At 59.5% G+C, this 24,508-nt stretch carries 26 protein-coding genes; 11 read left to right on the top strand and 15 right to left on the bottom strand.

Annotation, left to right across the window (positions count from 1 at the left end):
- Positions 1–151 precede the first annotated feature (151 nt).
- The 4 genes from SA339_11095 to SA339_11080 all read left to right on the top strand — a co-directional run bounded on the left by SA339_11095 (position 152) and on the right by SA339_11080 (position 3,587).
- Entirely contained in the window at positions 152–691 is a 540-nt protein-coding gene (locus SA339_11095; protein ID MDW5563762.1) for a hypothetical protein, read from the top strand.
- 125 nt (positions 692–816) lie between these two features.
- Positions 817–1,536 carry a type 1 glutamine amidotransferase gene (locus tag SA339_11090; protein ID MDW5563761.1) on the top strand — a complete coding sequence of 240 codons (720 nt, stop codon included), beginning with the start codon at positions 817–819 and terminating at the stop codon, positions 1,534–1,536.
- A 639-nt stretch (positions 1,537–2,175) separates the two neighbouring features.
- Positions 2,176–2,919 (top strand): hypothetical protein, encoded by a 744-nt coding sequence (locus SA339_11085; protein ID MDW5563760.1) that lies wholly within the window; start codon positions 2,176–2,178, stop codon positions 2,917–2,919.
- Between the two features lie 221 nt (positions 2,920–3,140).
- Entirely contained in the window at positions 3,141–3,587 is a 447-nt protein-coding gene (locus tag SA339_11080; GenBank protein ID MDW5563759.1) for a tellurite resistance TerB family protein, read from the top strand.
- 75 nt (positions 3,588–3,662) lie between these two features.
- On the opposite strand, the gene ccsA is transcribed toward SA339_11080, so the two are convergent.
- The 3 genes from ccsA to SA339_11065 are packed head-to-tail and all read right to left on the bottom strand — an operon-like array spanning position 3,663 to position 7,738.
- On the bottom strand, positions 3,663–5,606 hold the full coding sequence (gene ccsA / locus SA339_11075; GenBank protein MDW5563758.1) for a cytochrome c biogenesis protein CcsA: 1,944 nt from the start codon (positions 5,604–5,606) through the stop codon (positions 3,663–3,665).
- Between the two features lie 30 nt (positions 5,607–5,636).
- A complete protein-coding gene (locus tag SA339_11070; GenBank protein MDW5563757.1) occupies positions 5,637–6,857 on the bottom strand; it encodes a 4Fe-4S binding protein in 1,221 nt (406 codons plus the stop codon).
- Entirely contained in the window at positions 6,848–7,738 is an 891-nt protein-coding gene (locus tag SA339_11065) for a choice-of-anchor V domain-containing protein (protein ID MDW5563756.1), read from the bottom strand. Before SA339_11065 ends, SA339_11070 begins: the two co-directional genes overlap by 10 nt.
- 358 nt (positions 7,739–8,096) lie before the next feature.
- On the opposite strand from SA339_11065, the gene SA339_11060 reads away from it, so the two are divergent.
- The 3 genes from SA339_11060 to SA339_11050 all read left to right on the top strand — a co-directional run bounded on the left by SA339_11060 (position 8,097) and on the right by SA339_11050 (position 11,692).
- Entirely contained in the window at positions 8,097–10,028 is a 1,932-nt protein-coding gene (locus tag SA339_11060) for a PQQ-binding-like beta-propeller repeat protein (GenBank protein ID MDW5563755.1), read from the top strand.
- A gap of 149 nt (positions 10,029–10,177) precedes the next feature.
- Positions 10,178–11,230, top strand: coding sequence for a uroporphyrinogen decarboxylase family protein (locus SA339_11055; GenBank protein MDW5563754.1), 1,053 nt, complete (start codon positions 10,178–10,180; stop codon positions 11,228–11,230).
- Between the two features lie 72 nt (positions 11,231–11,302).
- A complete protein-coding gene (locus SA339_11050) occupies positions 11,303–11,692 on the top strand; it encodes a hypothetical protein (GenBank protein MDW5563753.1) in 390 nt (129 codons plus the stop codon).
- Between the two features lie 173 nt (positions 11,693–11,865).
- On the opposite strand, the gene SA339_11045 is transcribed toward SA339_11050, so the two are convergent.
- The 3 genes from SA339_11045 to SA339_11035 form a co-directional block, all read right to left on the bottom strand.
- The gene (locus SA339_11045; GenBank protein ID MDW5563752.1) at positions 11,866–12,513 is read right to left on the bottom strand and encodes a hypothetical protein; all 648 of its coding nucleotides are present in this window, start codon (positions 12,511–12,513) and stop codon (positions 11,866–11,868) included.
- 218 nt (positions 12,514–12,731) lie between these two features.
- On the bottom strand, positions 12,732–13,181 hold the full coding sequence (locus tag SA339_11040; GenBank protein ID MDW5563751.1) for a response regulator: 450 nt from the start codon (positions 13,179–13,181) through the stop codon (positions 12,732–12,734).
- 87 nt (positions 13,182–13,268) lie between these two features.
- Positions 13,269–13,745, bottom strand: a complete 477-nt coding sequence (locus SA339_11035) for a response regulator (GenBank protein ID MDW5563750.1) — start codon at positions 13,743–13,745, stop codon at positions 13,269–13,271.
- A 358-nt stretch (positions 13,746–14,103) separates the two neighbouring features.
- Here SA339_11035 and SA339_11030 point away from each other — a divergent pair, with 358 nt between their 5' ends.
- Positions 14,104–14,469, top strand: coding sequence for a 4Fe-4S binding protein (locus SA339_11030; GenBank protein ID MDW5563749.1), 366 nt, complete (start codon positions 14,104–14,106; stop codon positions 14,467–14,469).
- A gap of 60 nt (positions 14,470–14,529) precedes the next feature.
- On the opposite strand, the gene SA339_11025 is transcribed toward SA339_11030, so the two are convergent.
- The 4 genes from SA339_11025 to SA339_11010 form a co-directional block, all read right to left on the bottom strand.
- Complete coding sequence (locus SA339_11025; GenBank protein MDW5563748.1) at positions 14,530–14,922, bottom strand: YbaN family protein; 393 nt, start codon at positions 14,920–14,922, stop codon at positions 14,530–14,532.
- A gap of 99 nt (positions 14,923–15,021) precedes the next feature.
- Positions 15,022–15,348, bottom strand: coding sequence for an NUMOD3 domain-containing DNA-binding protein (locus SA339_11020; GenBank protein ID MDW5563747.1), 327 nt, complete (start codon positions 15,346–15,348; stop codon positions 15,022–15,024).
- Between the two features lie 234 nt (positions 15,349–15,582).
- The gene (locus SA339_11015) at positions 15,583–15,750 is read right to left on the bottom strand and encodes a DUF1028 domain-containing protein (GenBank protein ID MDW5563746.1); all 168 of its coding nucleotides are present in this window, start codon (positions 15,748–15,750) and stop codon (positions 15,583–15,585) included.
- A 24-nt stretch (positions 15,751–15,774) separates the two neighbouring features.
- A complete protein-coding gene (locus SA339_11010; protein MDW5563745.1) occupies positions 15,775–17,571 on the bottom strand; it encodes a M3 family oligoendopeptidase in 1,797 nt (598 codons plus the stop codon).
- A gap of 210 nt (positions 17,572–17,781) precedes the next feature.
- Here SA339_11010 and SA339_11005 point away from each other — a divergent pair, with 210 nt between their 5' ends.
- On the top strand, positions 17,782–19,752 hold the full coding sequence (locus tag SA339_11005) for an ATP-binding protein (protein ID MDW5563744.1): 1,971 nt from the start codon (positions 17,782–17,784) through the stop codon (positions 19,750–19,752).
- A 20-nt stretch (positions 19,753–19,772) separates the two neighbouring features.
- Here the strand turns inward: SA339_11005 and SA339_11000 are convergent, their stop codons facing one another.
- Positions 19,773–21,089 (bottom strand): hypothetical protein, encoded by a 1,317-nt coding sequence (locus SA339_11000; GenBank protein MDW5563743.1) that lies wholly within the window; start codon positions 21,087–21,089, stop codon positions 19,773–19,775.
- 220 nt (positions 21,090–21,309) lie between these two features.
- Here SA339_11000 and SA339_10995 point away from each other — a divergent pair, with 220 nt between their 5' ends.
- Positions 21,310–22,653, top strand: coding sequence for a hypothetical protein (locus tag SA339_10995; GenBank protein MDW5563742.1), 1,344 nt, complete (start codon positions 21,310–21,312; stop codon positions 22,651–22,653).
- Between the two features lie 24 nt (positions 22,654–22,677).
- Here SA339_10995 and SA339_10990 read toward each other — a convergent pair whose 3' ends face one another.
- The 3 genes from SA339_10990 to SA339_10980 all read right to left on the bottom strand — a co-directional run bounded on the left by SA339_10990 (position 22,678) and on the right by SA339_10980 (position 23,710).
- Positions 22,678–22,839 carry a hypothetical protein gene (locus SA339_10990; protein ID MDW5563741.1) on the bottom strand — a complete coding sequence of 54 codons (162 nt, stop codon included), beginning with the start codon at positions 22,837–22,839 and terminating at the stop codon, positions 22,678–22,680.
- 40 nt (positions 22,840–22,879) lie between these two features.
- Entirely contained in the window at positions 22,880–23,293 is a 414-nt protein-coding gene (locus SA339_10985) for a hotdog fold thioesterase (protein MDW5563740.1), read from the bottom strand.
- A gap of 99 nt (positions 23,294–23,392) precedes the next feature.
- Positions 23,393–23,710 carry a hypothetical protein gene (locus SA339_10980; protein MDW5563739.1) on the bottom strand — a complete coding sequence of 106 codons (318 nt, stop codon included), beginning with the start codon at positions 23,708–23,710 and terminating at the stop codon, positions 23,393–23,395.
- A gap of 121 nt (positions 23,711–23,831) precedes the next feature.
- Here SA339_10980 and SA339_10975 point away from each other — a divergent pair, with 121 nt between their 5' ends.
- Positions 23,832–24,143 carry a hypothetical protein gene (locus SA339_10975; protein MDW5563738.1) on the top strand — a complete coding sequence of 104 codons (312 nt, stop codon included), beginning with the start codon at positions 23,832–23,834 and terminating at the stop codon, positions 24,141–24,143.
- 7 nt (positions 24,144–24,150) lie between these two features.
- On the opposite strand, the gene SA339_10970 is transcribed toward SA339_10975, so the two are convergent.
- A complete protein-coding gene (locus SA339_10970; protein ID MDW5563737.1) occupies positions 24,151–24,369 on the bottom strand; it encodes a hypothetical protein in 219 nt (72 codons plus the stop codon).
- Positions 24,370–24,508 lie beyond the last annotated feature (139 nt).

Here is a 24,508-nt window from a genome sequence, read left to right as displayed (position 1 = left end):
ATTGCATCTATAATTCGTAGGTTATAATTTTATAATGAAATATAATACTTCTGAACAGGAGCATATTTCAACGAAAATCAAAATATTATTAGAATTAATATGTTCTTTTCATAGAAAAGAACTATATATCGTTATTATCAATATTAATAATATGGAAAAGCTAAGCACCAACAAGATGGGGACCATGGCCACAGGGACGATGGCCATGATGGTCGCCTCTATTCTAACTGCCGGAATGGGAAGCATGGTGTTGATCTCAACTTACGATACAACTTCCACTCAAGCCAGCGATGTGGTGAACGACACTTTGGCAAACTTGTGCAACGGCCTGGATGTGGTGGACGCCACCGGCCATTATGTGAACGATAGCCTTACTTCGGTACGTTACATCATGCGCCTATCGCCTGGGAGCCAGCCGATAAACATTGAGAACATAACAGTATTGGTGTCCAATGAGACAGGGCAATCCATCTATTCTCTGAACGATACCGAGCGATTTTCCATCTACATTTTCAACGGCAACGGCGACATGGTCCTTAACAAGGGGGAGCTCCTTGGAGTTACTCTTCCCATGGACAACGAGGCTGTGGGCGAGGAGTTGATGGTTAAGCTGATCGTCGAGAATGGTCAGATCATGATCATGAGCTTCACGGTGCCCGATAGCTTGGGGAATCAGTTCGTTCAGTTCTGATTTTCTCCGCTCATTTCATGCACGTGCGGATGCGCTAAGCAACTCTTCATATGCGTAGCGCATTCGTGTCCTCGCCTGAGGGCCGGTCCATCAACCCAGGTCCGGCCGGAGGGGTGAGGACATAGATGAGACTTCACTATCTGCAGCATGTTCCCCTGGAGACACCAGGCAGCATCCTTAGCTGGGCGAGGGAGCAGGGTCACACCATCACCCGCACCCTGCTTTACGCCGACGAGGGGCTGCCCGGAACGGACAGTTTTGACTGGCTGGTGATAATGGGCGGGTCGATGAACGTGTATGAGGAAGACCTGTACCCTTGGCTGGTCCGGGAGAAGGCTTTCATACGCGAAGCCATCGGTGCGGGGAAGGTCATTTTGGGATTCTGCCTCGGGGGCCAGCTCATCGCCGATGCAATAGGCGGGAAGGTCACGAGGAACGATCGGCCCGAGTTCGGGTGGTGCCCCATTCGGTGGAGCGCTGAGGCGAGATCGGACCCGCTGTTCACCTTCTTTCCCCCGGAGTGCATCGTGTTCCAATGGCACGGCGATACTTTCAGCGTGCTCCCTTCCGAAGCCATAATGTTGGCGAGGAGCGAGGTGTGCGAGCACCAGGCCTTCGCGTACCGTGAGCGGGTCTTCGGTTTCCAATTTCACCTGGAGAACACCCCGGAGATGGTCCGAGCTATGGTCGAAGAGTGTGCTGATGACATGGGCTCGGATGCTTGCGATACCTCGTCCCAGGAGATGATGGCTCATCCAGAACACTTTGAGCAGAACAATCTGTGGATGTCAGAGTTCCTCACACGCTTGGCTGCGAGGGGTCGAGAGAGGAAGTGGCATCATTAGTGGGCCATACATCAGCTGCTGCTCTGACTCAGGGAGCCGTAAAATGATTACCTATCAGCGACCGCCACTCTTTCTGCGCCTTCTCCATTCTATCACCCTGGTGTAGAAGCTAGGTAGCCTGAACCAGGCATACCGATCACATCCTATGCACCGTTGCTCGACGGAGATGGCGTTGTTGACGAAGGTGATGCGTTGAGGAAGGCCACAATGGGGGCAGGGAATGAATTGACTTAGGACCTCTTTGTTCTCGAGCATGATTTCACCATCAACCTGATGCATGAAGTACATAAAGCCTCGGACCGGTTGACGCAGGCCGTTTACCAATGGATTGGTGGTGGCTTGTAGAAAATGAACGACGGGGAGTATGTGAGCTACGTTCGACTGCCTAACGAGTGCCGCCCAGGGGATCCTGGTGAGGTCAATCGACCGAACTGCGCGTCATGGAGCGCATATTCATTCTGTGATATTCCATTCGGCTACATCCGTCGCCCGGAAAAATCGTTTTGCATACCGCCTATAGGTCGATAATGCTTCCCATCGGCCATTTGTGTTTTTCTTGAATGAATCAAGCTTGCCCTGCGAGCATTGACTGACGCGACCTCGGAAACATATATTTCCGTCCTATCCCTGCCCGGGGCGATGAGGACCAGCCACCTGAAACTGCTGATCATCCTTCCCGTCCTATCCCTCGCATGTTATACCATTGACTATCTTCTGTTCAGGAATCAGCAGGACATCGAGAACTGGATCCTCAATTCGCTTGGCTTCGTGTTCATCGACGTGCTCCTCGTGACTATCATCCTGCAGGACATACTGGAACGCAGGGAGCGGGCCTCTCGCCTCGGCAAGCTTAACAATCTTATCGGCTTGTTCTTCACCGAGTGCGGCCTCGATCTTCTTGAAAAGTTCCTGAGTCTGAACACCGAAGTGAAGTGCGAGAGCTGCTTTGCTGCCACCACCCAGTGGTCAGCGGGGGATTTCGATCGAGCCATTGACAAGGTGAGGTCCGCGAATACGGCCATCAGGGCCTCCCCTGAAGATCTTGAGGGAGTGAAGAACGATCTGGTGAATCACCGGGACTTCTTGGTGCGCATGATGGAAAGCCCCAATCTGTTCGAGCACGAGCGGTTCACCGATCTGATGATGGCGATCCTCCACCTCGACGAGGAGCTGAAACATCGTAAGAACCTGTATGGTCTGCCCCGGTCTGACATCGAACACCTAAACAACGACTGTCTCCGGGTGTTCCAGCTGCTGGTCGGAGAGTGGCTCGAGCACATGAAGCATCTGAGGCAGACCTATCCGTACCTGTACTCCCTGGCCGTGCGCATCAACCCCCTGCGCCCTGATCCGGACCCGGTGGTGAATATTCGACCATCGTGATGACCTCTGAGATGTTCTACCCCTCATTGTGGATAGCTCAAGGTCGTTTGCTCGGCCTTCATGCTGGCCATGCCCATCTCGATCATTCATTAATATAGAATGTTACAAATTGTATCGTAATCCTTATAGGTGGGTCGGGAGGATGACCGCGTCCGCCTATCTTCCCATGGGCTGATGGGCATACCACAATCGAGTATCAAAGTGTTCGAGGAGGTACCAAGATGGGATTGTTCGACAAAGTCAAGGGAGTGAAGGACGCGGAGAACGTAAAGCTGACCAAGGAAGAATCCTTCGCCTCGATATCGCTGGCGGCCATAGCGGCCGATGGTGTCATCACCGAGGAAGAGGTCAACGGGATGATAGTAAGTCTGGTCCGCATGAAGATGTTCGCCGGCTACACCTCCAACCAGATGGGGACAATGCTCAACAAGCTTGTCGGGATCATCAGGAAGCAGGGGCTGGATGCCCTGCTGGGAATGGCCAAGGAGGGTCTTGCCTCGGATATGAGGGAGACCGCATTCGCCGTGGCCACCGACCTGACCCTGGCTGACGGGGAAATCGCCGGAAAGGAAAAGGACATCCTGACCAAGATCCAGCTGGGGCTGGAGATCCCCGAGGACAAGGCGGTCAACATCATCGAAGTGATGCTGATCAAGAACAAAGGCTGAACGCAACCGCATCACAGCGGGACCCCTTCCGGTCGCCGCTGCCTCTTCCTTTTTTTTCCGCGTACCTCTACGATTTTAATAGATCGGATCGTCCTCATCACGACCGGCCAGGGTGGCAATCATGCCGAGGGTGGCGATGCTGAAGCCCAGCCACACCTCGCTGACCAACGGGATCACCCTGGCCTGCACCCCGGCAGTGCCGTTGTCCTTCCACTCATAGTTGATGTAGACATCCTCGGCCAGACCGTTGACGATGGCCGTCCCCGAGCGGACCAGGATGGAGCCGGCACTGTCGTTCTGATAGAAGTTCGACACCGTGACCGTGGCCCGGTCGCTGCCGGTGTACACCAGGAGGGTGGCGATGCGCTCCTCCCCCGGATCCCCCGTCGACGTTGTCCATGGCCTGCGGGTCAGGCTTTCCAGGTGCACGACGTGGTCCCCGATGATCATGTCCCCGCCGACATTGACCGTTGCAGGCCCTTCGGGCAGGGACGTCTGCATGGTCGATGACATGATGAAACAAACGAAGATTATAGCCACCCCGAGATGCACGACATGTCCTGCGGCGTGGCCGATCCAACGGTGGAGGTCCCGCTGATCGATCAACGCTAGGTGATAGGCGGAGAGGGCCATGACAGCCCCCGCCGGGGGGAGGATCAGACCCACCAGCCATGGCAGGGAGCCGGTCAATGACGAGAGCACCGCCAGGACGGCGGAAAGGACGACGATCACCGCACCCGCCGCCATGGCCCCTTTTCGACCGAGCTTCCCGACGAGGAGGCTGAACAGCAGGAGGGTCATCATCGCGAAGGACAACATGGTGACCTTCTCGGTGAACTCGACGAAGTTCTGCCCTTGGTCCAGCCCGGTGTTCTTCACCAGGAGAAGGAGGAGCAGGACGATGAACATGAGGAGAAGGGCGACGGTGAGCAGCACGTCGTTCTTCACCCGGCCCCCTTTCCCAACCGTCCTCATCAGGCGATAGGACAGGAAGAAGGAGAGGATGAATAGGACCAATATCACAGTGAAGAGGCCCATCACGCTCATGTCACCGGTGAGCACGGTTACGAATCGGGTCCCGAGGGAACCGGTCACCGTGCTGCCGTAGGTGTGAACCGAGGAACCCCACAGCCCGCCCGTGCGGGTGATGAACGAAGCAAGGAGGACGAGAACGAAGGATAACATGCCCAGGAAGGGCATCAGAGGGCCATGGGCCGCTCCGGGTGACCGGCGGGAGTGCAGGAAAGCGATCACGGCGATGAGCGGCAGGAGGGAGGCGGTCTCCACCGGATCCCACACCCAGAAACCGCCCCATCCCAGCTCGTAGTATGCCCACACCGCGCCAACTGTGATCCCCGCGAAAAGCAATGTACCGGCGATACGGGACCAAGGCAGCGCGACCTCGGTCCACCGGTCGTCATCCACCACCAGTCTGGCCAGGGAAGCGGAGAAGAGGATAAGGCAGGCGGCGTAGGCGGCGAACACCAGCGGAGGATGCACCGCCATCTCCGCGGTTTGCAGGGACAGGTTCATGCCCAGCCCCGCGGGGTGAAGAAGCAGGTCGGCCTCCGTCGTACGTTGAAAGAGGTCGGCGGCCAGGAGGATGAGGGTGAAGAGGAGCACGATGCAGGAGGCGGCCACTCGGAGGGCGGCCGAGAACCGGGAGTTCAGCGTCCTCCGCCGTTCCATGAGTACCTCCACTGTCAGGAAGAGCGCCATGAACCAGGTCCACAGCACCAACCCGCCCTCCCCGCCAGCCCACACTCCGACGAGCTTGTACCCGGGATCAAGGTCGGTCGACGAATGGGACCATACATAGTAGTAGCTAAGATCGGAGGTCAGGAAGAGAAGGGCGAGAAACGCGAACACCGCGGTGACCAGCGCGAATGCGATCAGGCAGGAATAACGCGAGAGCCTCGCGTACCGCGGACCCTTGCTAAGGAGCCCCATCCCCCCGCCGATGATGGCCACCAGCGCGGACAGGGCCGCGAGGATGAGCAACATGTCTCCGACGCTCATAACGCCCCACTCAATGCCCGCCCTCCATCTTTAGCCCTTCCGCCAGCGTCGGAAGCGCGAACGGAGCGCGGCGAGATGCTTCCTGATCCCGCTCGAGCGCTGGGATACCAGCATGCTCCCGAAGAGCAGGGGCATGGCCACGGCGCAAGCGCCGCCCAAGGGGCATCCAGCACAGCCTACCGTGGCGCAGGGACCGGTCATGATGGCTGCCACCGGGGCGGTGGACGATGCCAGGACGAATGCCCCCGAGGATTTGACCTTTAAGGCTGCGTCCCGGAAGGCTAGGGTGGCCCCTTTCTCGCTGCGGCCGAACCCAGCGCGGTAGGCCTTGAAGGAGCAGTTGTGCACACACTCTCCGCAGTTCATGCACAGCGAGGTCTCCACTCTACGGTCCAGACCGATGGCCCACATCGGGCACTGGACCTCGCACCGTCGACAATGCCGGCATTTATTCTCATCAAAGCGGACGTGGTAGAGGCCCAGCCTCGACCCCAGGGCATGGGAGAGGCCGGACAATGCCCCCAGGGGACAGAAGAACAGACACCATCCCCGTCCTCCGACCATCATGATCCCCCCGAGCACCAGCCAGGTGATAAGAGTGAGCACGAGACCGGTGTTCCAGTAATTCACCGGAGCGGCGCCGGAGAAAAGTCCCTGGGACATGTACTCCAGTATGGAAGAGGAGCAGTACCGTCCCAGGTTGACTCCGTAGGAGCACTGCACCGACTGACCGCCGACGAACCAGCCCATGAGGATGAATCCGACGAGGAACCCGTAGCGCAGGCTGACCGTGACCCTCGTGTCCTTAATGCGCATGCGGTAGCGGTCGGGCAGCGGTACCGCTCGGCTTAAGAGCTCACTGACCGCCCCCACCGGGCACAACCGGCCGCAGAACAGGGGTCCGAATAGCAGCGCGACGATCAGGACGCCGATGATGAAGACCGCCGCCAGCGAGCCCACTGTCGCTGCCGTACCGCCGGTGAGCCAATCGAGGGGCAGGCGGTAGCATATGGAATGGAGGGTCGCATTGCCTTCCGTACCGGTGAGGTAGAAGGCGAACCAGGTGAACACCGCGAACGGGCCTACGAAGAGAAAGAAGCCCAGCAGCAGGCCGAGGTAACGTTCGATGTTGTTCCTGACGACCTTGGGGAGGTGTAGGGATAGGCCCGTAAAGGCCTCCGAGCTCGCCCTGGGTCGAGATCTTTTCGATTGCTCTGCCGATGCTTTCGGCAGCGCCAGCTTTAAAGCCATTTCTTTTTGCTCCCGAGCCCGGCGACCCCTACCACGAGCATGCAGCCAACGATGGCCAGGAATATCATGTCAGTGGGGATCCACTCGGACTGCTTGACCGACAGCATGAGCGCTCCATGGTTGTCAACAGTTATGTTGACCTCCCTGGTGACGGCCTTTCCATCGCTCGAGGTGGCAATGACCTCGATCTTGTGACTTCCGTCGGTCAGATCGTAAGTATCGATCACATAGCTCAGCGGGGTACCGTCGGTGGCATTGACCAGCTTGCCGTCGATCAACAGCTGGGTGGAGGTGATGTTGTTCCCGTCCACAAGGGTGTCCACGGTGACGTTGCCGGTCAGGGTAGAGCCATTGGTCGGAGTCTCGATGGCCACGAAGGTCGACCCATCGGAGACGGACCTCACTGTGAAAGCCAGACCAGCACTGTTATCCTTGTAGTACCCGACACCGTTCACGCTGTTCTCCATCCTTGCATATAAGGCATAGGAGCCGGGAGTGGTGGGGGCCTTCAAGGTCCAGGTGAAGGTGGCGCTGCCGCTGTAGGAAGATACCTCGTTATAGTTGACCGCCGTCCCGAAGGTATCGGACACGATAGTCCACCCGTTGTCGGTGGGCATCGTCCTGCTGCCGCTCAATTTGGATAGGATCATAGCGCCGAGGGGCTTGTTGACAGTCTCCCCGCCGGTAACGGTCACCGTCACCGTGACCTCTCCCCCGGGCGATAGAACGGCGGATGACGCGGCCATGTTCACGGTCGCTGAGCTTATCGTGCCATGACAACTACAATCACCCGCCTGGTAGTTGCTGTTGCCTCCTCCTCCGGACCATCCGGATACAGGGGCAATGAGCAACATCATCACGAAAGCTGCGGCGGCCAGCATCAAATAGAGCGGTCGTCTGCTCAAAGCAAGTCGGATTTGGGAGATGAGAAGGACTATTAACCTTTTTTGCGATATTATCGGAATCGATTCTAGGCTAGGGCCGCTAGAACGTTAACAAGCGTGCCCGTCGTGGCTTTGGCCGAGGGGTCTGGCCGGGGACGTCGAAAGCGAGGGGATAGTAAGACAGGGGCCTTATTCCAGGGTTTAAAACACTGGCCCTATTTTATGCGGAGTGCGGTTGATGATTCTATACATCTATCGCCTGCTCATAGAAGGAATCATGAGATATTATGATATAGGATGAAACCTAGTCGACCGCCATATGGGCGGGAGTCCTGCAATAGGATCACCTCGGGCCATGATCATTAAGGCGGCCGTACCGGCCATCCTATGCTTGGCCATATTGTCTGTCGCCGTAGGGAGTGGCGTAACGGGGGCCAGCACTACGGACACGTGCTCCATCCTCATCGACTTCGGGAACGGCCGGACGGAATGGGTCGATGTTCCGGTGACCGTGGGGATGACTGGCTACGATGTCTTCCAGAATGCCACCCGGACTCTGGGAATCAGCGAGACCCACAACTACGAAGCGCCCTATGGCAACGTCATCACCAGCATCGACGGCTACTCTGGCACCTATAACTTCTCCGATCCCCAGCAGCCCTATGACTTCTGGCGTTTGTGGGTCTGGGACGATTCCAGCGGAGCGTGGACCTTCTCCGACTATCTTCTAGATGGCATCGATGCTGCCTCCACCACCGCCATCGCCATGATCTACGTCCACAACCCGTATCTCGGGCCTCCCGTGGCCACCCCGGAGTACCGGGACCCCTGGATCACCGGCCGGGGCGATTTCAGCAATACCGGCAGCGCCCCCGGTTACCAGCCGACGAGCGCGCAGATGAAGTGGCAGGCGGATCTCAAGAACGGGGCCATCGACGCCTCCATCGTTTCCGCCGCGGGGAGGCTGTTTGCCCTGACCAGCGGCGACAAGAGCGGGGATTCATACACCTCCGACTCCAGGCTGTTCTGCCTGAACGCGGCCGGCGAGGTACAGTGGAGCGCCTCAGTGGGCAGGGGGCATCAGCTTGCCTCCCCTCTGCTATGGAACGACACCGTGTTCGTGGCCTCGGCCGACGGAAGGCTCTTTGCCTTCGACCCCGCGACCGGAAGGGAACTGTGGAACTACACGGTGGCCGCCGGAGGCATCTCCACATCCCCGGTGGTCCACAATAATCTCGTCATCGTGGTCAGCGACGATGGGACGATCGCCGCGATCAATCAAGCCGGGACCAAAGCATGGGGCGTCAGCCTGGGGGCGGCGGTCAGCTCGAACCCCGCGCTCTTCGAAGGGATAGTGTACGTGGGCGGAGAGGACGGCAACCTGTACGCCGTTTCCGCCGATGGCAGCGGAACTAGGTGGTCCACCGCAGTGGGGGGCAGGCTGGGCTCCCCGGTGGTCCTGGCCGATGAGGTGATCGTCACCTACTCCGAGTACTCGGGTTCCGATCCCATAGGGGGTGGGGTGGCTGCGATTTCCAGCAGTGGCTCTCTTGTTTGGAAGACTGCCACCGCCTACACTCCTGGTTCGGCCGCGGTCCTCGACCAGGGCGTGGTGGCGGCGTCCAGCGAGGGGCTCTCCCTCATCACGATCGATGGTTCCCTCCAGTGGACCACTTCCTACGGAACAGGGGCTCCCGACGGCTCCCCGGTGACCGTGAACGGGATGGCCTACCTCGTAACCAACGAGTCCACCAGCAGGGTTATTGCCATCAGCGCGGCGGGGACCGTTGCCTGGAGCTTGGGGCTCGAAACTGGAGACAATGTTAGGGCGTCCCCCTCCATCTCCGACAGCATGCTGTATATGGGAACCAGCGGCGGGGCGGTTGTCGCCTGCCTCCTGGAGGGTGAGGGGTGGGACATTCCTCCCGTGGGGGTGTTCACCTACACCGTCGACGGTACGACCGCACACTTCGATGCCAGCGCCTCCTACGGCGGGAACGGCACCCTAAGCTATCAATGGAACTTCGGGGATGGGCAGACGGGAGACGGGGTCACCGTCGACCACACCTTCTCCGTCCGCGGCAACCACACCATCGTCCTCACGGTCACCGATAGCGGGGGTGCCTCCAGCAACCTGACCAAAGTCATCGATCTGGACGATCCAAGCGCCCAGGTTGACCGTGGCCTCGGCTCTGGAGATGGCATCCCGGCCGCAGTGGGGGTCGGGCTGGTGGCAGCAGCGCTAATCTGTGGAGCAATTATATTCATCAATAGGAGGCGGAGGTAGACGCTCACGATGCGGCGGCCTACCAGGCCAAGGGCCGCGAGAATTCGCGAAAGTGATGCGATCATTTGGATTCCAAGGGTCGGGGCATTATAACGGCCGATAGATTATTACCTGGACGTCTCATCGGAGGGCTGAACTGGTGATATATGATGCGTGACGCTGGACACCGTGAGAAGGTAGAGCTTGCACTAGCGCTTGAGAGATCCGAGACCACACCGGTCAACAACTTTTCCAACAGTACGGCCACTCGGAGCGCCGGTTATAGGATAGCCGATCTACGTTGGGATGCCACTCTCTCGGCCAGGGTCGCCCTCCGCTTCTCCGAGCTGACCCATTCCGATTTCGTCAAGCCGGCCCTGGACAATCAGGCCATGTTCCTGGACCTGGGCGTGAGCGTGAAGCAGCCGGATGACAACTACGGGCGGGTGGTGGATGATCTCTGCAAGACCCCCGAGGACGTCGACAGACTTGCGCTCTACGATCCCTTCGAGCCCCGCCAGTGCCCCAAGTTCACAGCGGCGTTTGTGGACAAGATCGCGATGGTCAACAGGACGATGGAGGAGGACTATGTCATTTGCGGGTTCTCCTGGGGGCCGTTCTCTGCTGCAGGATACCTCCGGGGGGTGGAAGCCCTTCTCATGGACACTTACCAGGATCCTGGGCTCATCCATAAGCTGGTCAAGAAGGCGGCAGCCTGGACCGGAAGGATTCAGCAGAGGTTTGCCGAGGCCGGAGCCACGGTCTTCTGGATGGCCGACCCAACTGCCTCTGAGGACATGATCTCCAAAGACATGTTCAAGGAATATGTCTTTGATCCTTACGCCGCCATGGTCCGCGATATGAAGCGCGCCTATGACCTGCCGTTCTTCCTTCACATATGCGGTGACACTGTGGAGACCATGACCGTCCTCCCCGAGCTGGGGGTCGACTGTTTCAGTGTGGACGCCAAGGTGGACATTGGGGTGGCCAAGAAGCTCATCGGGGACAAGATCGCCATCCACGGCAACGTGCACCCGATACAGACGATGCTCAACGGCAGCCCCGCCGATGTCACCCGGGATAGCATGATGTGCATCGAAAAGGCGGGGCTGGACGGAGGGTTCATCCTCGCGCCGGGCTGCGACACCCCGAGGGACACCCCGGATGCCAATGTGATTGCCCTGGGAGATGCCGGGACGGATTTCTGGAACAAGCGGAAGTAAGGGACGCACGGCACGCGGGGGCATGCCTGGCCTCCCTTCGTCGGAAGGACTGGCGGGATAGCTAATTATACCATGAGCGCGGACGTCGTTCCGGGAATCAAGATGATCGACGTAAGGAGCGCATTGGCAACCCGGGCAGAGAGCGTGACCTCGCGGAACCCCGACCTCTCGGTTCAGTACACAGTATACACCGATGATCGCAATGAATGGGGTATCCTACACATCCTGAACGAGGACGAGCAGGTCGTCGGATTGGAGTTCTTCGAGACCGAGGACAGCTGGAGAAGGCCAGGTGCGGTAAGGGACTACAACATCGCCGCGGATGAAGGATACCCGGTGATGGTGATCGTCCCGGACAAGGTATTCATGGAGTTTCGCCGTTCGGTGATCGACCGCGGGGGCGAGGGCTTTTCCACATACCTCTACAGCGACTTCAACATCCAGCAGATGGTCAAGGTCTGATAAGGGCGAAAATTCTTCGATCGGTATGACGGGGTTGGCCCGACCGATCGTCCTTTTTCACAATGACGGCTGATTTGTAGCGGCCCATAGCTCTCGTTGGCCTAACCGCCCTGGAGGTCCCCGGGGTCGCCCGGCATCGCTTCTCGTTCCGAGCGATCGGGGCCTCTCCCTGCTCACCTTCTTCTGATCTGATGATAGTCCTTGAAATGGAACCTCATCTCGTCGGAGAGGTCGTCGTCATTGCTCCCATAGACCGGCCTGCCGCAGAGTGGACAGTCCATGGCCATCCTCATCTCACCCCGGTTCATCATGCGGTGCATCATGCCACCGCCATGACGAACGCCGGCCATCCCGGACCTGCCCGTCATTCCCTCCTCGGAAGACTGGTAGCGACTATCTGACCTCCAGGTCCCTACCTCCCGTTCTTCTCTGGTCTCCTCTCGAGGATATCTCCATTGTTCGGTCTCTTGAATCGTTGTCGCGCTGCGGGGGGTCTCGCCGGTCGGCTCTCCTCTGTTCCAGGTCTCGACCTGCCTCTCAGTCATGCTCTGGGTGCCCGGAGCGGAACGACCCAGACGAACGACCTCTTCGCGTTGTCTCGTTTCCTCCGGTGTGAGCGCGGAGGGGTCTCGCATGCTCCAAACCTGCACATCCCTCATCGATTCTGGCTGGGAAGGTCTCCCTCTGCTTTCCTCGCTGATTCTGGATATCTGATGCGTGTCCGCGAGATGCCCCCGGAGCATCTGAGTAAGCTCATCCTGGTTTCTGCTCATCAGCCTCTCGCCGCAAATTGGGCACTTGATATCGACCATATCACTCACCGCGGATGGGTCCCAAGGACTCGTACAAATAGCTTCGTCCAGTTTATCGAAATGTCACTTCATCTCTTCAGATAATATTATTAGCCAGGTGGTCGAGTGATAACGTTCTTCGACCGCAGCCGTTCCGCATTGGAAAGACACTTATCCTGCCGTCGGTCACCTCTGCGCTTCATTGTTTACGGAGAACCCCCCCATCCTGTCCCGGTGTAAATGATGTCTCAGGTATGCTGAGGGGGAGCGGAGTGCTCCGCCCGAGCATAGCAGGGGCGGAACCCCTGGAGGATGGACCGGAGGGTCGCGGTGGTCTCCTCCATCTCCCTCATACCCATGGGCTTGATCAGATAGCAGGTCACACCGGCCTTCCGTACCCTTTCCTTGTCCAGAGGGGAGGATGAACCGGTCATGACCACGATCGCAATCCGATGAAGAAGATTCAGCTCCTTCAAGTGACCGAGGAGGGCATGCCCGTCCATCCTCGGCATGTTCAGGTCGAGGATGATGACGTCGACACCGTGGCCCTCCCTGAGGTGCCTGAGCACCACCTCCCCATCCTTGAGCCAGAGGACGGAGCATTCGACTCCCGTATCCCTTACCATCTCCTCGATGATGCTGGCGTCAGCAGCGTTATCCTCTACCAGCAGGACATTGAGCGGTGTCAGTGGTACCACCGCCCTTGGGCGCCCGAGCCGTAGCGGTCCCTGCTGGATCTGTACCTCATCGCCTTCATCCCCTAGACCATCCTGCCGCCGCGGATATCATCCCTCACCTGCTTGCCGTTCGGTTCGCTCGCGGACGAAACGTTCGAGATAAGGTATTAGCTCCTCGGCCTCATCCATCCGGTCGGGTTTGAGCATGAACATGTCTGCTCCCAGTTCCATAGCCATCCTCCGGTCCCGGGGGGCGTTGGAGCTGGTCAGCACCACTGTCAGAACCGAGGCTAGGCGCTCGTCCCTCATCCTCTCCCTTAGAAAATCGAACCCGTCCATCCTCGGCATCCTCAGGTCTAGGAGTATCACGTCGGGCAGGGCTGGATCGTCCAGGCACTTGAGGTAGGTGAGGGCCTTCTCCCCATCGGTCACATGTTTGAGGGATATCGATAGCCCAGACATCTCCAGGAGCACCGACAGCAGCTGCACATCACCTGGGTTATCCTCGGCTAGAAGGATCCTAAGCGGCGTCACTGCGGCGTCGCAGCTGCACATCTCCGTTATCTCCCTACCTCCCTCAGTCACACCCATTCCATCCTTGATCCGAGATCCCTGCCCGGCCGAGCGGCCTCCTGCAGCCCATGATCCGCGCCCTTATCAGCTTTTATCAACTCCTATAATGCATTTTCCCATTACCATGAAGGCCGTTCAGGCTCAAGGCGCAAGCTAACCGATTTGATATGAGCTGACCGCGGTGTAAATATAGATTTTCCAATTTTTTTGTATACTCAGACCCCATGGAAGCGACCTTTGCCTCGTGGTGGGGACCATTCGATGCTCTCAGACCTAGGTTGCAACCTTCGGAAGAGGGAAATCATCTAAGTACTAGCTCCTGATGTGACCATGAATAGGCCATGAAGGCCCGTGTTCAGAGAGCGTGGACATGCCATACGATCCCAGATACGAGAACCCGGTCTCCGCCCTGGGCCTCAGGGCGCTTCGGCGGACCCGAGATGTGGCGGCCAGGCACGCCAGGGTCCCTAGCCTTCGTGCCCTGGTCCGGCGGGAGAGATGCGTTGGGTGCGGGGCCTGCGTCCGAAAGGGGTTCTGCCGGTTCGGAGCCATCTCCATGGATGAGGACAAGAAGGCGGTCGTGGACGACAGCAAGTGCAGGGGGTGCACGCGGTGTACTCATCTCTGCCCCAGGAACGCCTTCACCCTGGAGGTCCAGACCCCTGCCATCATGCGAGAGACCCTGAGGACGCTGGACAAAGAGTTCACCCGATTCCTTGATCAGGAGAAGAAGTGACAGCCCACCGACGGGGAAGCGATGCGCTCCGATTTGGCGCTGGTTCCGAACATCCGAAGATCATGCCTCCCGATCAGCGGTCGGAAGAAGGACCAGATGGGCGATGACTGCCGCCCCAACGACGATAACGAGGACGGTCATCAGTGGTTTGAAGCCGCTCATGGCCTCGGAGAAGGCAAGGCCGAGGATCACTGCCGAAATCGATGCTGCCTTCATCCTCCTGGTCAGCCCCCGGCCTTCGAGATAGGCCCTGAGATGGCGGCCGAACAGAGGGCTCTCCATCAGCCACCGGTAAGCCCGGGGTGATCCCCGAGCGAAGCAGCCGGCCGCGAGCAGCAGGAAAGGGGCAGTTGGCATCACGGGCAGGAGCGCGCCGACCCCGCCCAGCCCCACACACAGCACCCCGGCCGCGGTCCATGCCTTGTTCTTTATTTCCATCGTCCTCGATGGCATACTTCCGACCATTCTAGGCGACTGATGATAAACGCTTCGTCCGATGCCCGGGAGCGGTCCGACGGAACGAAGCTCACTCAACCACCCCAGCCTTTCGTTCTAGGTGCCCCAGCGTTCCTGGGCGGAATGCTTTCCCCCCTTGACCTTGGCCTCACGGGGCTCTGCCGCCGCTCCCTTCTTTCCGGCGAGGGACAGCTTCTCCCTGGTCTCCGGGGATATTTCTCTCCCCGAGCCCCACCTCGCAGCTGCTCCTCTCTCCCCACCCAATACCTTGGCTTCCCTAGGCTGGGCCTCGGCTCCTCGCCGTCCGGCCTCGGAGAGCTTCGCCCTGGTCTGGTCGCTCAGTTCCCGCCCCGAGGACCACCTCTCCTCGGCCCCTTTCTTTCCTGCCTCGGAGAGCTTCTTCCTGGTTTCCTTGGTGACCATATAGCATCCTTTTCCTGGCGGCATGTGGACCGCCGAGGTCGACGTCCCCGCCCATCATATATATGGCTTGACCGCAACATCTGCGTCCAGACCGGGGTTAGGATGCTATGGTTAACAATCGGAGGATTGTGTGCGGACTCCGCCGCCGTCCTTTCCCGATCGCGTGTCGCTCCCGGCAGGGTCGTTAGTGGGCCTTCGTCCCCCTCACCGAAATCTCCGGGCCCGAAGGCTGGGTTATAAAAGACAGGATGGCGGCCATCCCCACTCTCGCCTCCCCGGCGTGACCGCGCTGCCGTCCGAGGGCCAGTGGGACTGCACCGCCACTCCCATCTCTCCGGTCAGCGGGTCACAGGCGACGATCGAGTAAATGTGAGCCAGCCTACCGGGGTGGGAGCGGACCATGGTCGGCTCATCGCCAGGTGGGGCCTATGTCCTGCCCCTCCTGTCGGCGATGGCTTCCATGCGCTCAAGGAATACCACGGCCTGGTCGATACCTTTCTGCCAGAACTCCTCGGTGGCAATATCGAAGCCCTGATCCCTGGCCAGCTGGGCCGGGGAACGGCTGGAACCGGCCGCCAACAGGGCTTTCATCTTGGGAACGAACTTATCCCCCTGCTCCTGATACAGTTTGTACAGGGCGTAGACGAACAGCTGGGCGAACACATATGGGTAGTTGTAGAACCGATAGTTGGGAATGTAATAATGCATCTTCATCGTCCACTCCCACTTCATCTCCGGCAGCCACTCCACCGCATCGCCGTACACGTCGTCACGGGCCCTGGTCCATAGGGCAGCTACCGTATCGCCATCCAGGAACCTGCCGGCCTTTATCGCATCGTACAGGCTCTGCTCGAAGTGGTACCTCGCGCTCACCTGGAAGGCGGCCATTCCGAACTCCTCCCACACCGTATCCAGGACCGCCAGTCGCTCCTCCTCGGATGCGGCGTCCTTGAGCAACTGGTCAGTGAGCAGCAGCTCGCCGAAGATCGAGCCGGTCTCGGCGATGCAGGAACCCGCGCTGAAGTTGCTGAGCCTCTGGGCCCTCGAGGCCAGGTAAGCATGTATGGCGTGGCCGAGCTCATGAGCCTGGGTGTAAACATCGCTCCGACGTCCGTTGAAGCTTTGCAGCACGTAGGCGCTCTTGCCTGCGTACCAGTAGCTGCAGAACGCTCCGCTGGCCTTGCCCTTGCGAGGTTCGGCGTCGAGATGGCTGCGATCATACATGTCGGTTACCCATTCGGCGAACTGGGGGTCGAAGGAGCGATAGGCCTTGGTCACCGTCTCCCGGGACCTTGCCCACTCATATCTGGTATCGGGAGCGATGGGTAGGGGAGCTTGAAGGTCCCAGTTACCCAGCCGGTCCAGGTGGAGCAGCTTGGCCTTGAGCCGAAGGTACCGGCGGTACACTTCGGCGTTACTGCGCATGACCTTCATCAAAGCGTCGATGGCTGCGGCGTCGACATCGTTGTCCTGTAGGCTGGGATCTACGGGATTAGCATACTTGCGCCACTCACACATGTGGAGGTGGTCGGCGCAGATGGACCGCAGGGCCGAAGACCACAGGATGTCGTCCCCGCCCAGTTCGGTGTACACGATGCTGTTGGCGCTACGCCTCTTCTCACGGTCCGGATCGGAGTAGTAGCTGATGATCTCCCCGTAGGCAAGGTCCTTCTCCCGGCCGTCAACGGTCAGCTTGAACATCCTGGTAGAGAGCCAGTCCTGCTGGAGCTGGGACCACGCATCGACCCCGTTCTGATCCTTGGCCATTATCAAGCGCTCCTGGTCCTCCGACAGCAGATGAGGCACCCTCGCCCGCACCTTCTCGAGATAGTGCTGGTACTCCTTCAGCAGGGGGTCGTTCACCAGCTCGGGGCGAGCTTTGAGCAGGCTCCCGAACTCGATTTCAGAGAAGGCCATCTCCTGCCCCGCCCGAGTGCCGGCCTTCCGCACCGCGTCGTTCAGCCGCTTGGCCACTGCATCGGTGGAATCGGCGGCGTACAGCAGCTGGGCGAACATTACCGGCCCCTCGTGGCGCACATAGAGCTCGTCCCTCTGGTCCAGGAAGGTGAGAATGCCCGGGGCGTCGAGGCCGGCGATCCTTCCTTGATAGCGCTCCCGGAACCTCACGGCGTCGGCCACCAAGAGATCCAAGGCAGCGATGATGGAATCGGCATCGGTATCGGAAACAAGCTGTGAAAGGTCCCACGTGGTTTGATCAGCCATTGTATCGTCCCTCCTACATGGATACGGTCTGGGAAAAAGGCTTCCTCCTTTCCCACCGGCATGATCGGGGGCGGGGCCGCCACGCAGACGGAGGAACGGGGTCGGCAGTGCCTGGCCGAGAAGGGCTTATGGCTTCTCCTGATGCGAGCGTTCCTAGCGATGCTGGGCAATCATATAAATCGTCCTTAATCTAGATATAAAACGTTATCGATGATCACGACCCGCCTGACCAAGACCCCTCTAGTCGAGGGGGCGGTCAAGATACTGCTGATAGAGGACAACCGGGGAGATGCCGTACTGATAGAAACAGCCCTGGAGCCGTCCGAGGACCCTCCCTTCACGGTGCATGTGGAGAGCAGACTCGTCCCCGCGCTCGAACGCCTGAACTCGGAGAAGTTCGATATTGTCCTCCTGGACCTGAACCTCCCCGACAGCTTCGGGTTCGAGACGGTGACCTCGGTGCAGGAGGTCGTGCCCCGAACCCCGGTGGTGATCGTCACAGGCAATATGGACGAGGCCTTCGCCCGCACGGCCGTGCAGTCGGGGGTACAGGACTATCTGGTCAAGGACGAGATCCGCCCCTATAGCCTCATACGCACAATCCTCTTCGCCATGGAACGGAAGCGCATCGAGAACAACCTCTACGCTCTGGAGGAGGTGGCCAGTGCGGCGGTGGCCACCCTTGACCTAGACGCTATCCTGGAGGCGGTGCTTGGGACCCTCCGGTCGGTCATGGGGGCTGATCGCACCGCTCTCCTGATGGCCGAGGACGGCGACCTCTCGATCAAGGCTCAGTCGGCCGGCGGCCTTTCAAGGAGGGAGGAGAGCAGCGAGGACAAGAAACTGAGCCGTCAAGTCCTGGTCGAGGGCCGCCCAGCCTTCGCCCGCATTCCTGAAGAGGATGGGGGGGAATTCTACGTGCTTAAGGTCCCTCTGACCATCGAAGGGGAGGCGGGAGGCGTGCTGGAGGTGGAGTGGGCAGCCCCCCATGCCGAGAGCGAACGAGAGGTCGCACTGCTGACCGTGGCGGCGGAACGCATCGCCTCGGGCATGTCCAACGCTCGAGCCTATGAGTCGGTGAAGCGTTCGGAGCGGTCGGCGAACGAAGAGAGGTCCCGCCTGCGAACCATCATCGACACCTTGCCGGTGGGGATTCTCATCACCGACCGCAACGGCCGGCAGATGGAGTCCAACGCCCTCCGGGCGAAGATCTGGGGAGGAACGCCTAAACCCTCGACATCGATGGATGATCTGTGCGCCATCCACGCCTGGTACGCAGACAGCGGGGAGGCGGTCAAGGAGTGTCCAGTGGTCAAGGCCCTCAAGTACGGCGAGGTCGACCTGGGGGAGACCATCAACATCGAACGCCTGGACGGCAGTTATGGCACAATTCTCGCCTCCGCTGCGCCCATCAGGGACGAGAGCGGGACCCTCCTGGGAGCAGTGGGGGTTCAGCAGGACATAACCGATCGCATCCGGTTGGAACAGAGGTTGGTGACCGCGATGGAGAGGTCGGAGTTCTATATCGATCTGCTCACTCACGATGTCGCCAACTCCCTTGCCTCGGCCTCGGGATACTTGCAGCTCATCGAGCCCTCGGGAATGGGGGGCGAGAAGACCACCCAGTGGTTAATGAGGGCCTTAACCTCGCTTGACGACTCAGCCCGGTTGATCGACACGGTGCGCAGGGTCCACAACCTCGGCTCTTCGCCAAAGACCAAGATCGACCTCGACGTCATGTTGCCGGAGGTCATCGCCCACGTTCTGCCCAGGGGGGATGGCGCGGAGATCATATACTCGGGGATGCACGATGCCATGGTCACCGGCACCGGTCTATTGCCGGACCTCTTCACCAACCTGCTGGAGAACGCAGTAAAGCATTCCAAGGGGCGGGTGAGCATCGCCGTTACCGTGCGACCTCATTATTTCCAAGGCATAGACTATGTACGGGTCGATATCTCCGACAACGGCCCGGGCATCCCCGATCAGCTCAAGGAGAGGCTCTTCGTTCGGGGAGAGAGAGGCATCACCCGGGCCCCGGGGCATGGGATGGGGTTGTTTCTGGTCTCCAACATTGTCGCCGAGGTCGGGGGCAGGATATGGGCGGAGGACCGTGTGCCTGGCGACCCCGCCAAAGGGGCGCGGTTCGTCGTTCTACTGCCGCGGAGCAAGGACGAATAAAAAAAAGGAAGGGAAGGGGTTTACGCCTGGAGACCCAGGGACCGCATCCAGATATACCTCGTTTCGTTGCCCATGGTGTATGACATCAGGGTCAGGTCATCGCCGCTCCTCAGGGCCACGGTGACGTTGATGGTATTGTTGTCGGCACCCATGGTGGGGGTCACGCTCATCGAGCCGTTCTTCTCCGTCCACACCATCATGTTGCTGATGTTCGAAGCTGATGCGTTATCGAGGAGCGCAAGCTCGATCGTCAGGTTCTGGGTGGCGTTCATGAGGGACGAACCGATTGTCCCGTTGTCCGAGGTCAGGTTCTTGATCCCGGCGCCGGATAAGCGGTCGGTCCAGTTGCCCCCCATCGTGCCGTTGGGGTCCCATATGGATTTGAGGGCCAGAGCGGGGGTGGCGTTGGACATGCTCGTCATGGTCAGCGGTATCTGACTTACCAGGCTACCCTGGCCGGGCCAGAAGTAGACCGAACCGTTGACGGTCATGTTCTCCGCGATCCTGAACCCGATCAGGAACGGCACGGTGGTGTTGTTGGCGATCCGGGACGGTAGGTTGTTGTTGAGCCCCATATCGCCCTGGACCCAGGTCCCGTTACCGACGTCCAGCCAGAAGTCGGAAGCCTGGAGGCTCATACTTGTGGTGTTGTTGTTGGTGACGGTCATCAGTGCGAGCACCATGCTGCCATTGCCGAACATCAGATTGATCGGGGAATCCCCTCCCTGACCTATCTGCCACGTGGCGAGGTCAGTTATGGTGAGGTTCTTCATGGTGGTCGGATTGATGCTCGGTGCCTCGGTCGTCACCATTGCCGGCAGGCTGATGTTCCTCTGCGGAGTCATTTCCACGTTGAACGAAAGCGAGCCGCTGCTATAGCTGACAGACTGCACCGATGAGCCGTTGGTCTGGAATCCGAGGATCGGGAAGACCGTCTGATTTGGCTCCACCGTCATGCTCATGTTATTGAGCGCTGTCGCCGTGGTGTTGTCCGATAGCATGGCGACGAAACCGGTACCGTTCAGGGTAAGGTTCTGCGTCCCGTTGTTGGTCACGGCGACCTTCATCAGGAAGTCAGGGGTCCCGGAGCTGAGTGGGGTGGCATTGAGCTCCGCCCGCAATTCAGTCAACGGGGAGGCATTGGAGCGATTGACCGATGCCGAGATGACCTCCACGCCTCTCACGGTGCCAGTGGAGTTCGGCATTCCGTTGTTCGATCCCTCGTTACCCACGTTCGCGGTGTTCGAACCGGGGTTCATCAACATGATGCCTCCGGCCGCGGCCGCTACGATCGCGATCGCGATCACCGCGGCCAATATGGCGTTCCGTCGTCTCATTTACATCATCCCTCGTCTCTGAAGGCGTTAGATGGCCACCGTCTTCCGGTGGCTTGGCGACGACGTCGGATGCATTTGGATATAAGGGTTATACGCTTAGAACTTGGAAGGAAGGAGGTAACTGGCGCGGCGAGGAGGGCTCCCCGGCCTGGGGTCCGTGGGAACGTCGTGCGGCGGTCCCGGCAATCCCTTTTTATCGCTCCTGGCCATATCAGGAGCCATGGCGCAGATCTCCCTGAGGAACAGGATCTACGGCCCCTGGGCCGGCTTCGAGAGGGAGGTCCTGGCATCGGAGCACGCTGGATGGGCGAGGTACGTCGGACGCCGCAGGGTCCAGCTGCGCAAGAGCCCCTTCCTGCCTCCCGATCCCACCAGGGAGTACCTTCTGCCCGAGGACGTGGTCGTCGACGAGGAGGAGCTGGTCGAGCTGACGGTCGGGAACCAGGAATATCTGGTCCGCTCCCTCCCCCGGGGATCAGCCATCGCCGAGGACTACGTGAAACTGTTGGAGGTGGTGGCGGTGACCAAGCTGCGGGTCCCTCTTCCCCGTCCCTACCTGGACACCGACGAGTTCCTGTCACGAGTAATCGTCAACTGGCGGGCCGGCGAGGAGGACCATCTGGATAAATCGATTGCCCTCCAGCTGCTGTCCTGTCCCCGCACCGCCATCGGGCCTGGGGGCATCGGCTCGCAGTCTTTTGATCTCTCCGGCGCCCCCAAGGTCCTGGATCGTCTGAAGCGGTCGGTGGACCTCAACCTACCGGCGGAGTTCAGCCGGCCCAATCCCCGCTACGAGATGGACTTCCTCTCGTCGCTCGGGGACCTGTCAGCCCTACGTAAGAAAGTGGTAGGTGGCCAGGTAGAGGAAGTCTCCTACAACTACCTCAAGATGGTGGACCCTTCCCATCACCCGCTGCCCCAGCATGTACCGACTATCGTGTACAACTCGACCTACCGCCCTGTCACCGCAGTCCCAGACCCCGACGTCATCGAGTTCCAGCTATACGGCCTATGGCTGCGACCAGTGGTCACCGAGGCCATGATAGCCAGGATCGAGAAGATGCTAGGCTCGATCCTCGAGGAATCGGACCCCACCTTCGCCGGCTACAATATCGACTTCGATCAGGACGCCATGGCCAAGATCGCCATGGCTCTCTGCCGACTGTATCGGCAGGATCGCTTGGACGAGGATATGCTGTCGCGCAGTCGGCGGTGGTTCATGGACCTCTACCGCTTCTTCGCCGATCTGCGGTTAAACTATGTGAGGCCGGGGGGCTCCTCGCGCATTTCCATCGACGGATCGCCGGAGCACCGGTACCTCCGCCAGGGGCCGCACGACATGCAGGTCCTGAGGGAAATCTACCGGGGAGTCAACGAGGTCGGGTTGGACTACGTGTCGTTCGCCGGCTTGAAGAAGGCCCTCCGCCGGAAGAAGCTTACCGCCGACGAGATCAGGGACTCCATAACTCGCCTGGTGCAGAGCGGTTCGATCATATCGAAGGAGAACGATAACCTGTTCCGGCCGGTTCGCCGGTTCGAGCTGGACCTGCCGGAGCGCAAGTGATCTCTCCCGCCCTCGGTCAGGAGCTCACAGGGGATGATGGCAGGAGTAGCACTCCTTATCCCCGGCCTTGTTATCCTCGCCGCAGTGCTTGCAGGGCACCAGGCTCTCCTTGGTGGTCACCAGCTCATCGCTCCCGCACTTCCGGCATATCGCTTGGTGCTCGTCGTTCTCAGCGAGACACTTCATGCACGTCCGCATGAGAGATGCTTCAGCGGCCGACGGTAATCTACTTTTTCTCCGATCGTCGGAGCTTGTAGCCAATGCCCTGAAAGATGGCGATGACCTCCTCCCCCTGGACGACCTGGACCTCGTAGACCGAGGTGCTTTTATTCTCCTCCACCTTGCGGGCGGTAGCCACCAGGTCCCCTCGGCCCGGCCTGAGATAAGTGATGCTGGCGTTGAGAGCCACCTGCGGTTCCCCACGGGAGTTGGCGGCGAGGGCGAAAGCCTGGTCCGCGAGTGAAAAGATCGCTCCCCCATGTACGGTCCCCAGTGCATTGGTCAGTCCGTCCACTGGCATGCGCACCACTGCTTCGTTCTCACCGATGGACACGGTCTCCATCCCGAGGTGCAGGGCGTATGGGGCGACCACCATCGACCCCAGCCTCGCCTCCAGGTCCGCGGGCAGGTCCTTCTTCATCTTGATCGGTGGGGAATGGCCAAGGGTTTGATTAAGGTGAGTGTCGACTGCCGAGCGAGATGTGCCCTGCCGACCTGTTCGTCCGCAACCGGAGGCCGGTCACCGCTCCAGAGGTACGCTCGGGTCCAGCATATCGGTCGCCTGCAGCATGTTCATGCACACCCCGATCAGATCGACCAGGTCCCTGCGGAGCTCCTTCCGCTGCAGGGAGGTGAGGGTTAGCGCGGCACCCTGGAGACTGATCTTGCTCAAGGTTCGGTCCAGCTGCTCCCCCCGCTCTCGGAGGCGACGCTTCAGGTGGTGGACGTCCATGACCTGGTCACCAGTGCACCATTCGTCATCGGACCCCAGGGCCGCTTCCAGCAGCAGAGCGAGGTCGACGATGCATTCGCGTGGGGGGTGGAGTTCGTCTTGCATGTATCAAGGACTTGGCACCGATAGGCATATCACTTTCGCTGAGAGCCTTCATTCCTTTGGGAATCGAAGCGATGTAATGATTATCAACGTGGAGAACAATCGTTAATACGGGGGTGAGAAGATGGAGAACAGCGAGTGGAGGCATTACTCGATCGGGTCGTGGATCATCAAGCCAGGGAGAGAGGAGGAGTTCAAGTCAGCCTGGAACGACTTCGCTCAATGGACCGCCGAGGCCCGGACCGCTGCCTCGGAGGGCGTGCTGGTGCAAGATACCGAGGACTCCCGATTGTTCTATTGCTTCTGGCCGTTCAAGAGCGAGGAGGCCATAAAGCAATGGCGGTCGGATATCATGTTCCGACAACACATGATGCGGATGAGGGCCTACTGCGACAGCTGCCATCCGTCCATCGTGAAGATGGTGAACAAGGTCTGAGGTCGGCTCAGGGGAACTCTATCTCTTCCTGTTCATCGGCGCCCACATCGACGCGCTGGATGTTGTTGTGCTGATCGATGTACTTGAGTCTGATGCGATCGTTGGGGATCTTGATTACACGGAGTTCGCGGATGGGGGAGTCGATGAAAGCGAGGAACCCGGACATATCGGTCTTCCCCTCGTAGCTCTTGATGTGGTCGAATATCTCGCAGCGCTTGATCCTCATGGTCTATCGTCGATGGACAGAGAGCGGGCGGATATGTGACTTTCGGTCATCCCACGGACGGAATCGGAGGATTTGTGCTCGCCGGAAGGTCCCTTTTGCCTCGGAACGTGCGCCTAAACGCTGAACCTGCCGATCGAGG

The organism is Methanomassiliicoccus sp., assembly GCA_033485155.1.
GTDB lineage: Archaea > Thermoplasmatota > Thermoplasmata > Methanomassiliicoccales > Methanomassiliicoccaceae > UBA6.
This window is presented reverse-complemented; position numbering and strand designations above follow the sequence as displayed.

Bases quoted from the DNA above. Each gene is read 5' to 3' on its own strand.
- SA339_11015 (MDW5563746.1), bottom strand. From the start codon at position 15,750: ATGGTCCGCTCCCACCCCGGTAGGCTGGCTCACATTTACTCGATCGTC.
- SA339_11085 (MDW5563760.1), top strand. From the start codon at position 2,176: ATGAGGACCAGCCACCTGAAACTGCTGATCATCCTTCCCGTCCTATCC.
- SA339_10995 (MDW5563742.1), top strand. From the start codon at position 21,310: ATGGCGCAGATCTCCCTGAGGAACAGGATCTACGGCCCCTGGGCCGGC.
- SA339_10980 (MDW5563739.1), bottom strand. From the start codon at position 23,710: ATGCAAGACGAACTCCACCCCCCACGCGAATGCATCGTCGACCTCGCT.
- SA339_11020 (MDW5563747.1), bottom strand. From the start codon at position 15,348: ATGGTCACCAAGGAAACCAGGAAGAAGCTCTCCGAGGCAGGAAAGAAA.
- SA339_11065 (MDW5563756.1), bottom strand. From the start codon at position 7,738: ATGCTGGCCGCCGCAGCTTTCGTGATGATGTTGCTCATTGCCCCTGTA.
- SA339_11010 (MDW5563745.1), bottom strand. From the start codon at position 17,571: ATGGCTGATCAAACCACGTGGGACCTTTCACAGCTTGTTTCCGATACC.
- SA339_10990 (MDW5563741.1), bottom strand. From the start codon at position 22,839: ATGAAGTGTCTCGCTGAGAACGACGAGCACCAAGCGATATGCCGGAAG.
- SA339_11005 (MDW5563744.1), top strand. From the start codon at position 17,782: ATGATCACGACCCGCCTGACCAAGACCCCTCTAGTCGAGGGGGCGGTC.
- ccsA (MDW5563758.1), bottom strand. From the start codon at position 5,606: ATGAGCGTCGGAGACATGTTGCTCATCCTCGCGGCCCTGTCCGCGCTG.
- SA339_11080 (MDW5563759.1), top strand. From the start codon at position 3,141: ATGGGATTGTTCGACAAAGTCAAGGGAGTGAAGGACGCGGAGAACGTA.
- SA339_10975 (MDW5563738.1), top strand. From the start codon at position 23,832: ATGGAGAACAGCGAGTGGAGGCATTACTCGATCGGGTCGTGGATCATC.
- SA339_10970 (MDW5563737.1), bottom strand. From the start codon at position 24,369: ATGAGGATCAAGCGCTGCGAGATATTCGACCACATCAAGAGCTACGAG.
- SA339_11095 (MDW5563762.1), top strand. From the start codon at position 152: ATGGAAAAGCTAAGCACCAACAAGATGGGGACCATGGCCACAGGGACG.
- SA339_11050 (MDW5563753.1), top strand. From the start codon at position 11,303: ATGAGCGCGGACGTCGTTCCGGGAATCAAGATGATCGACGTAAGGAGC.
- SA339_11055 (MDW5563754.1), top strand. From the start codon at position 10,178: ATGCGTGACGCTGGACACCGTGAGAAGGTAGAGCTTGCACTAGCGCTT.
- SA339_11060 (MDW5563755.1), top strand. From the start codon at position 8,097: ATGATCATTAAGGCGGCCGTACCGGCCATCCTATGCTTGGCCATATTG.
- SA339_11090 (MDW5563761.1), top strand. From the start codon at position 817: ATGAGACTTCACTATCTGCAGCATGTTCCCCTGGAGACACCAGGCAGC.
- SA339_11070 (MDW5563757.1), bottom strand. From the start codon at position 6,857: ATGGCTTTAAAGCTGGCGCTGCCGAAAGCATCGGCAGAGCAATCGAAA.
- SA339_11030 (MDW5563749.1), top strand. From the start codon at position 14,104: ATGCCATACGATCCCAGATACGAGAACCCGGTCTCCGCCCTGGGCCTC.
- SA339_11025 (MDW5563748.1), bottom strand. From the start codon at position 14,922: ATGCCATCGAGGACGATGGAAATAAAGAACAAGGCATGGACCGCGGCC.
- SA339_10985 (MDW5563740.1), bottom strand. From the start codon at position 23,293: ATGAAGAAGGACCTGCCCGCGGACCTGGAGGCGAGGCTGGGGTCGATG.
- SA339_11000 (MDW5563743.1), bottom strand. From the start codon at position 21,089: ATGAGACGACGGAACGCCATATTGGCCGCGGTGATCGCGATCGCGATC.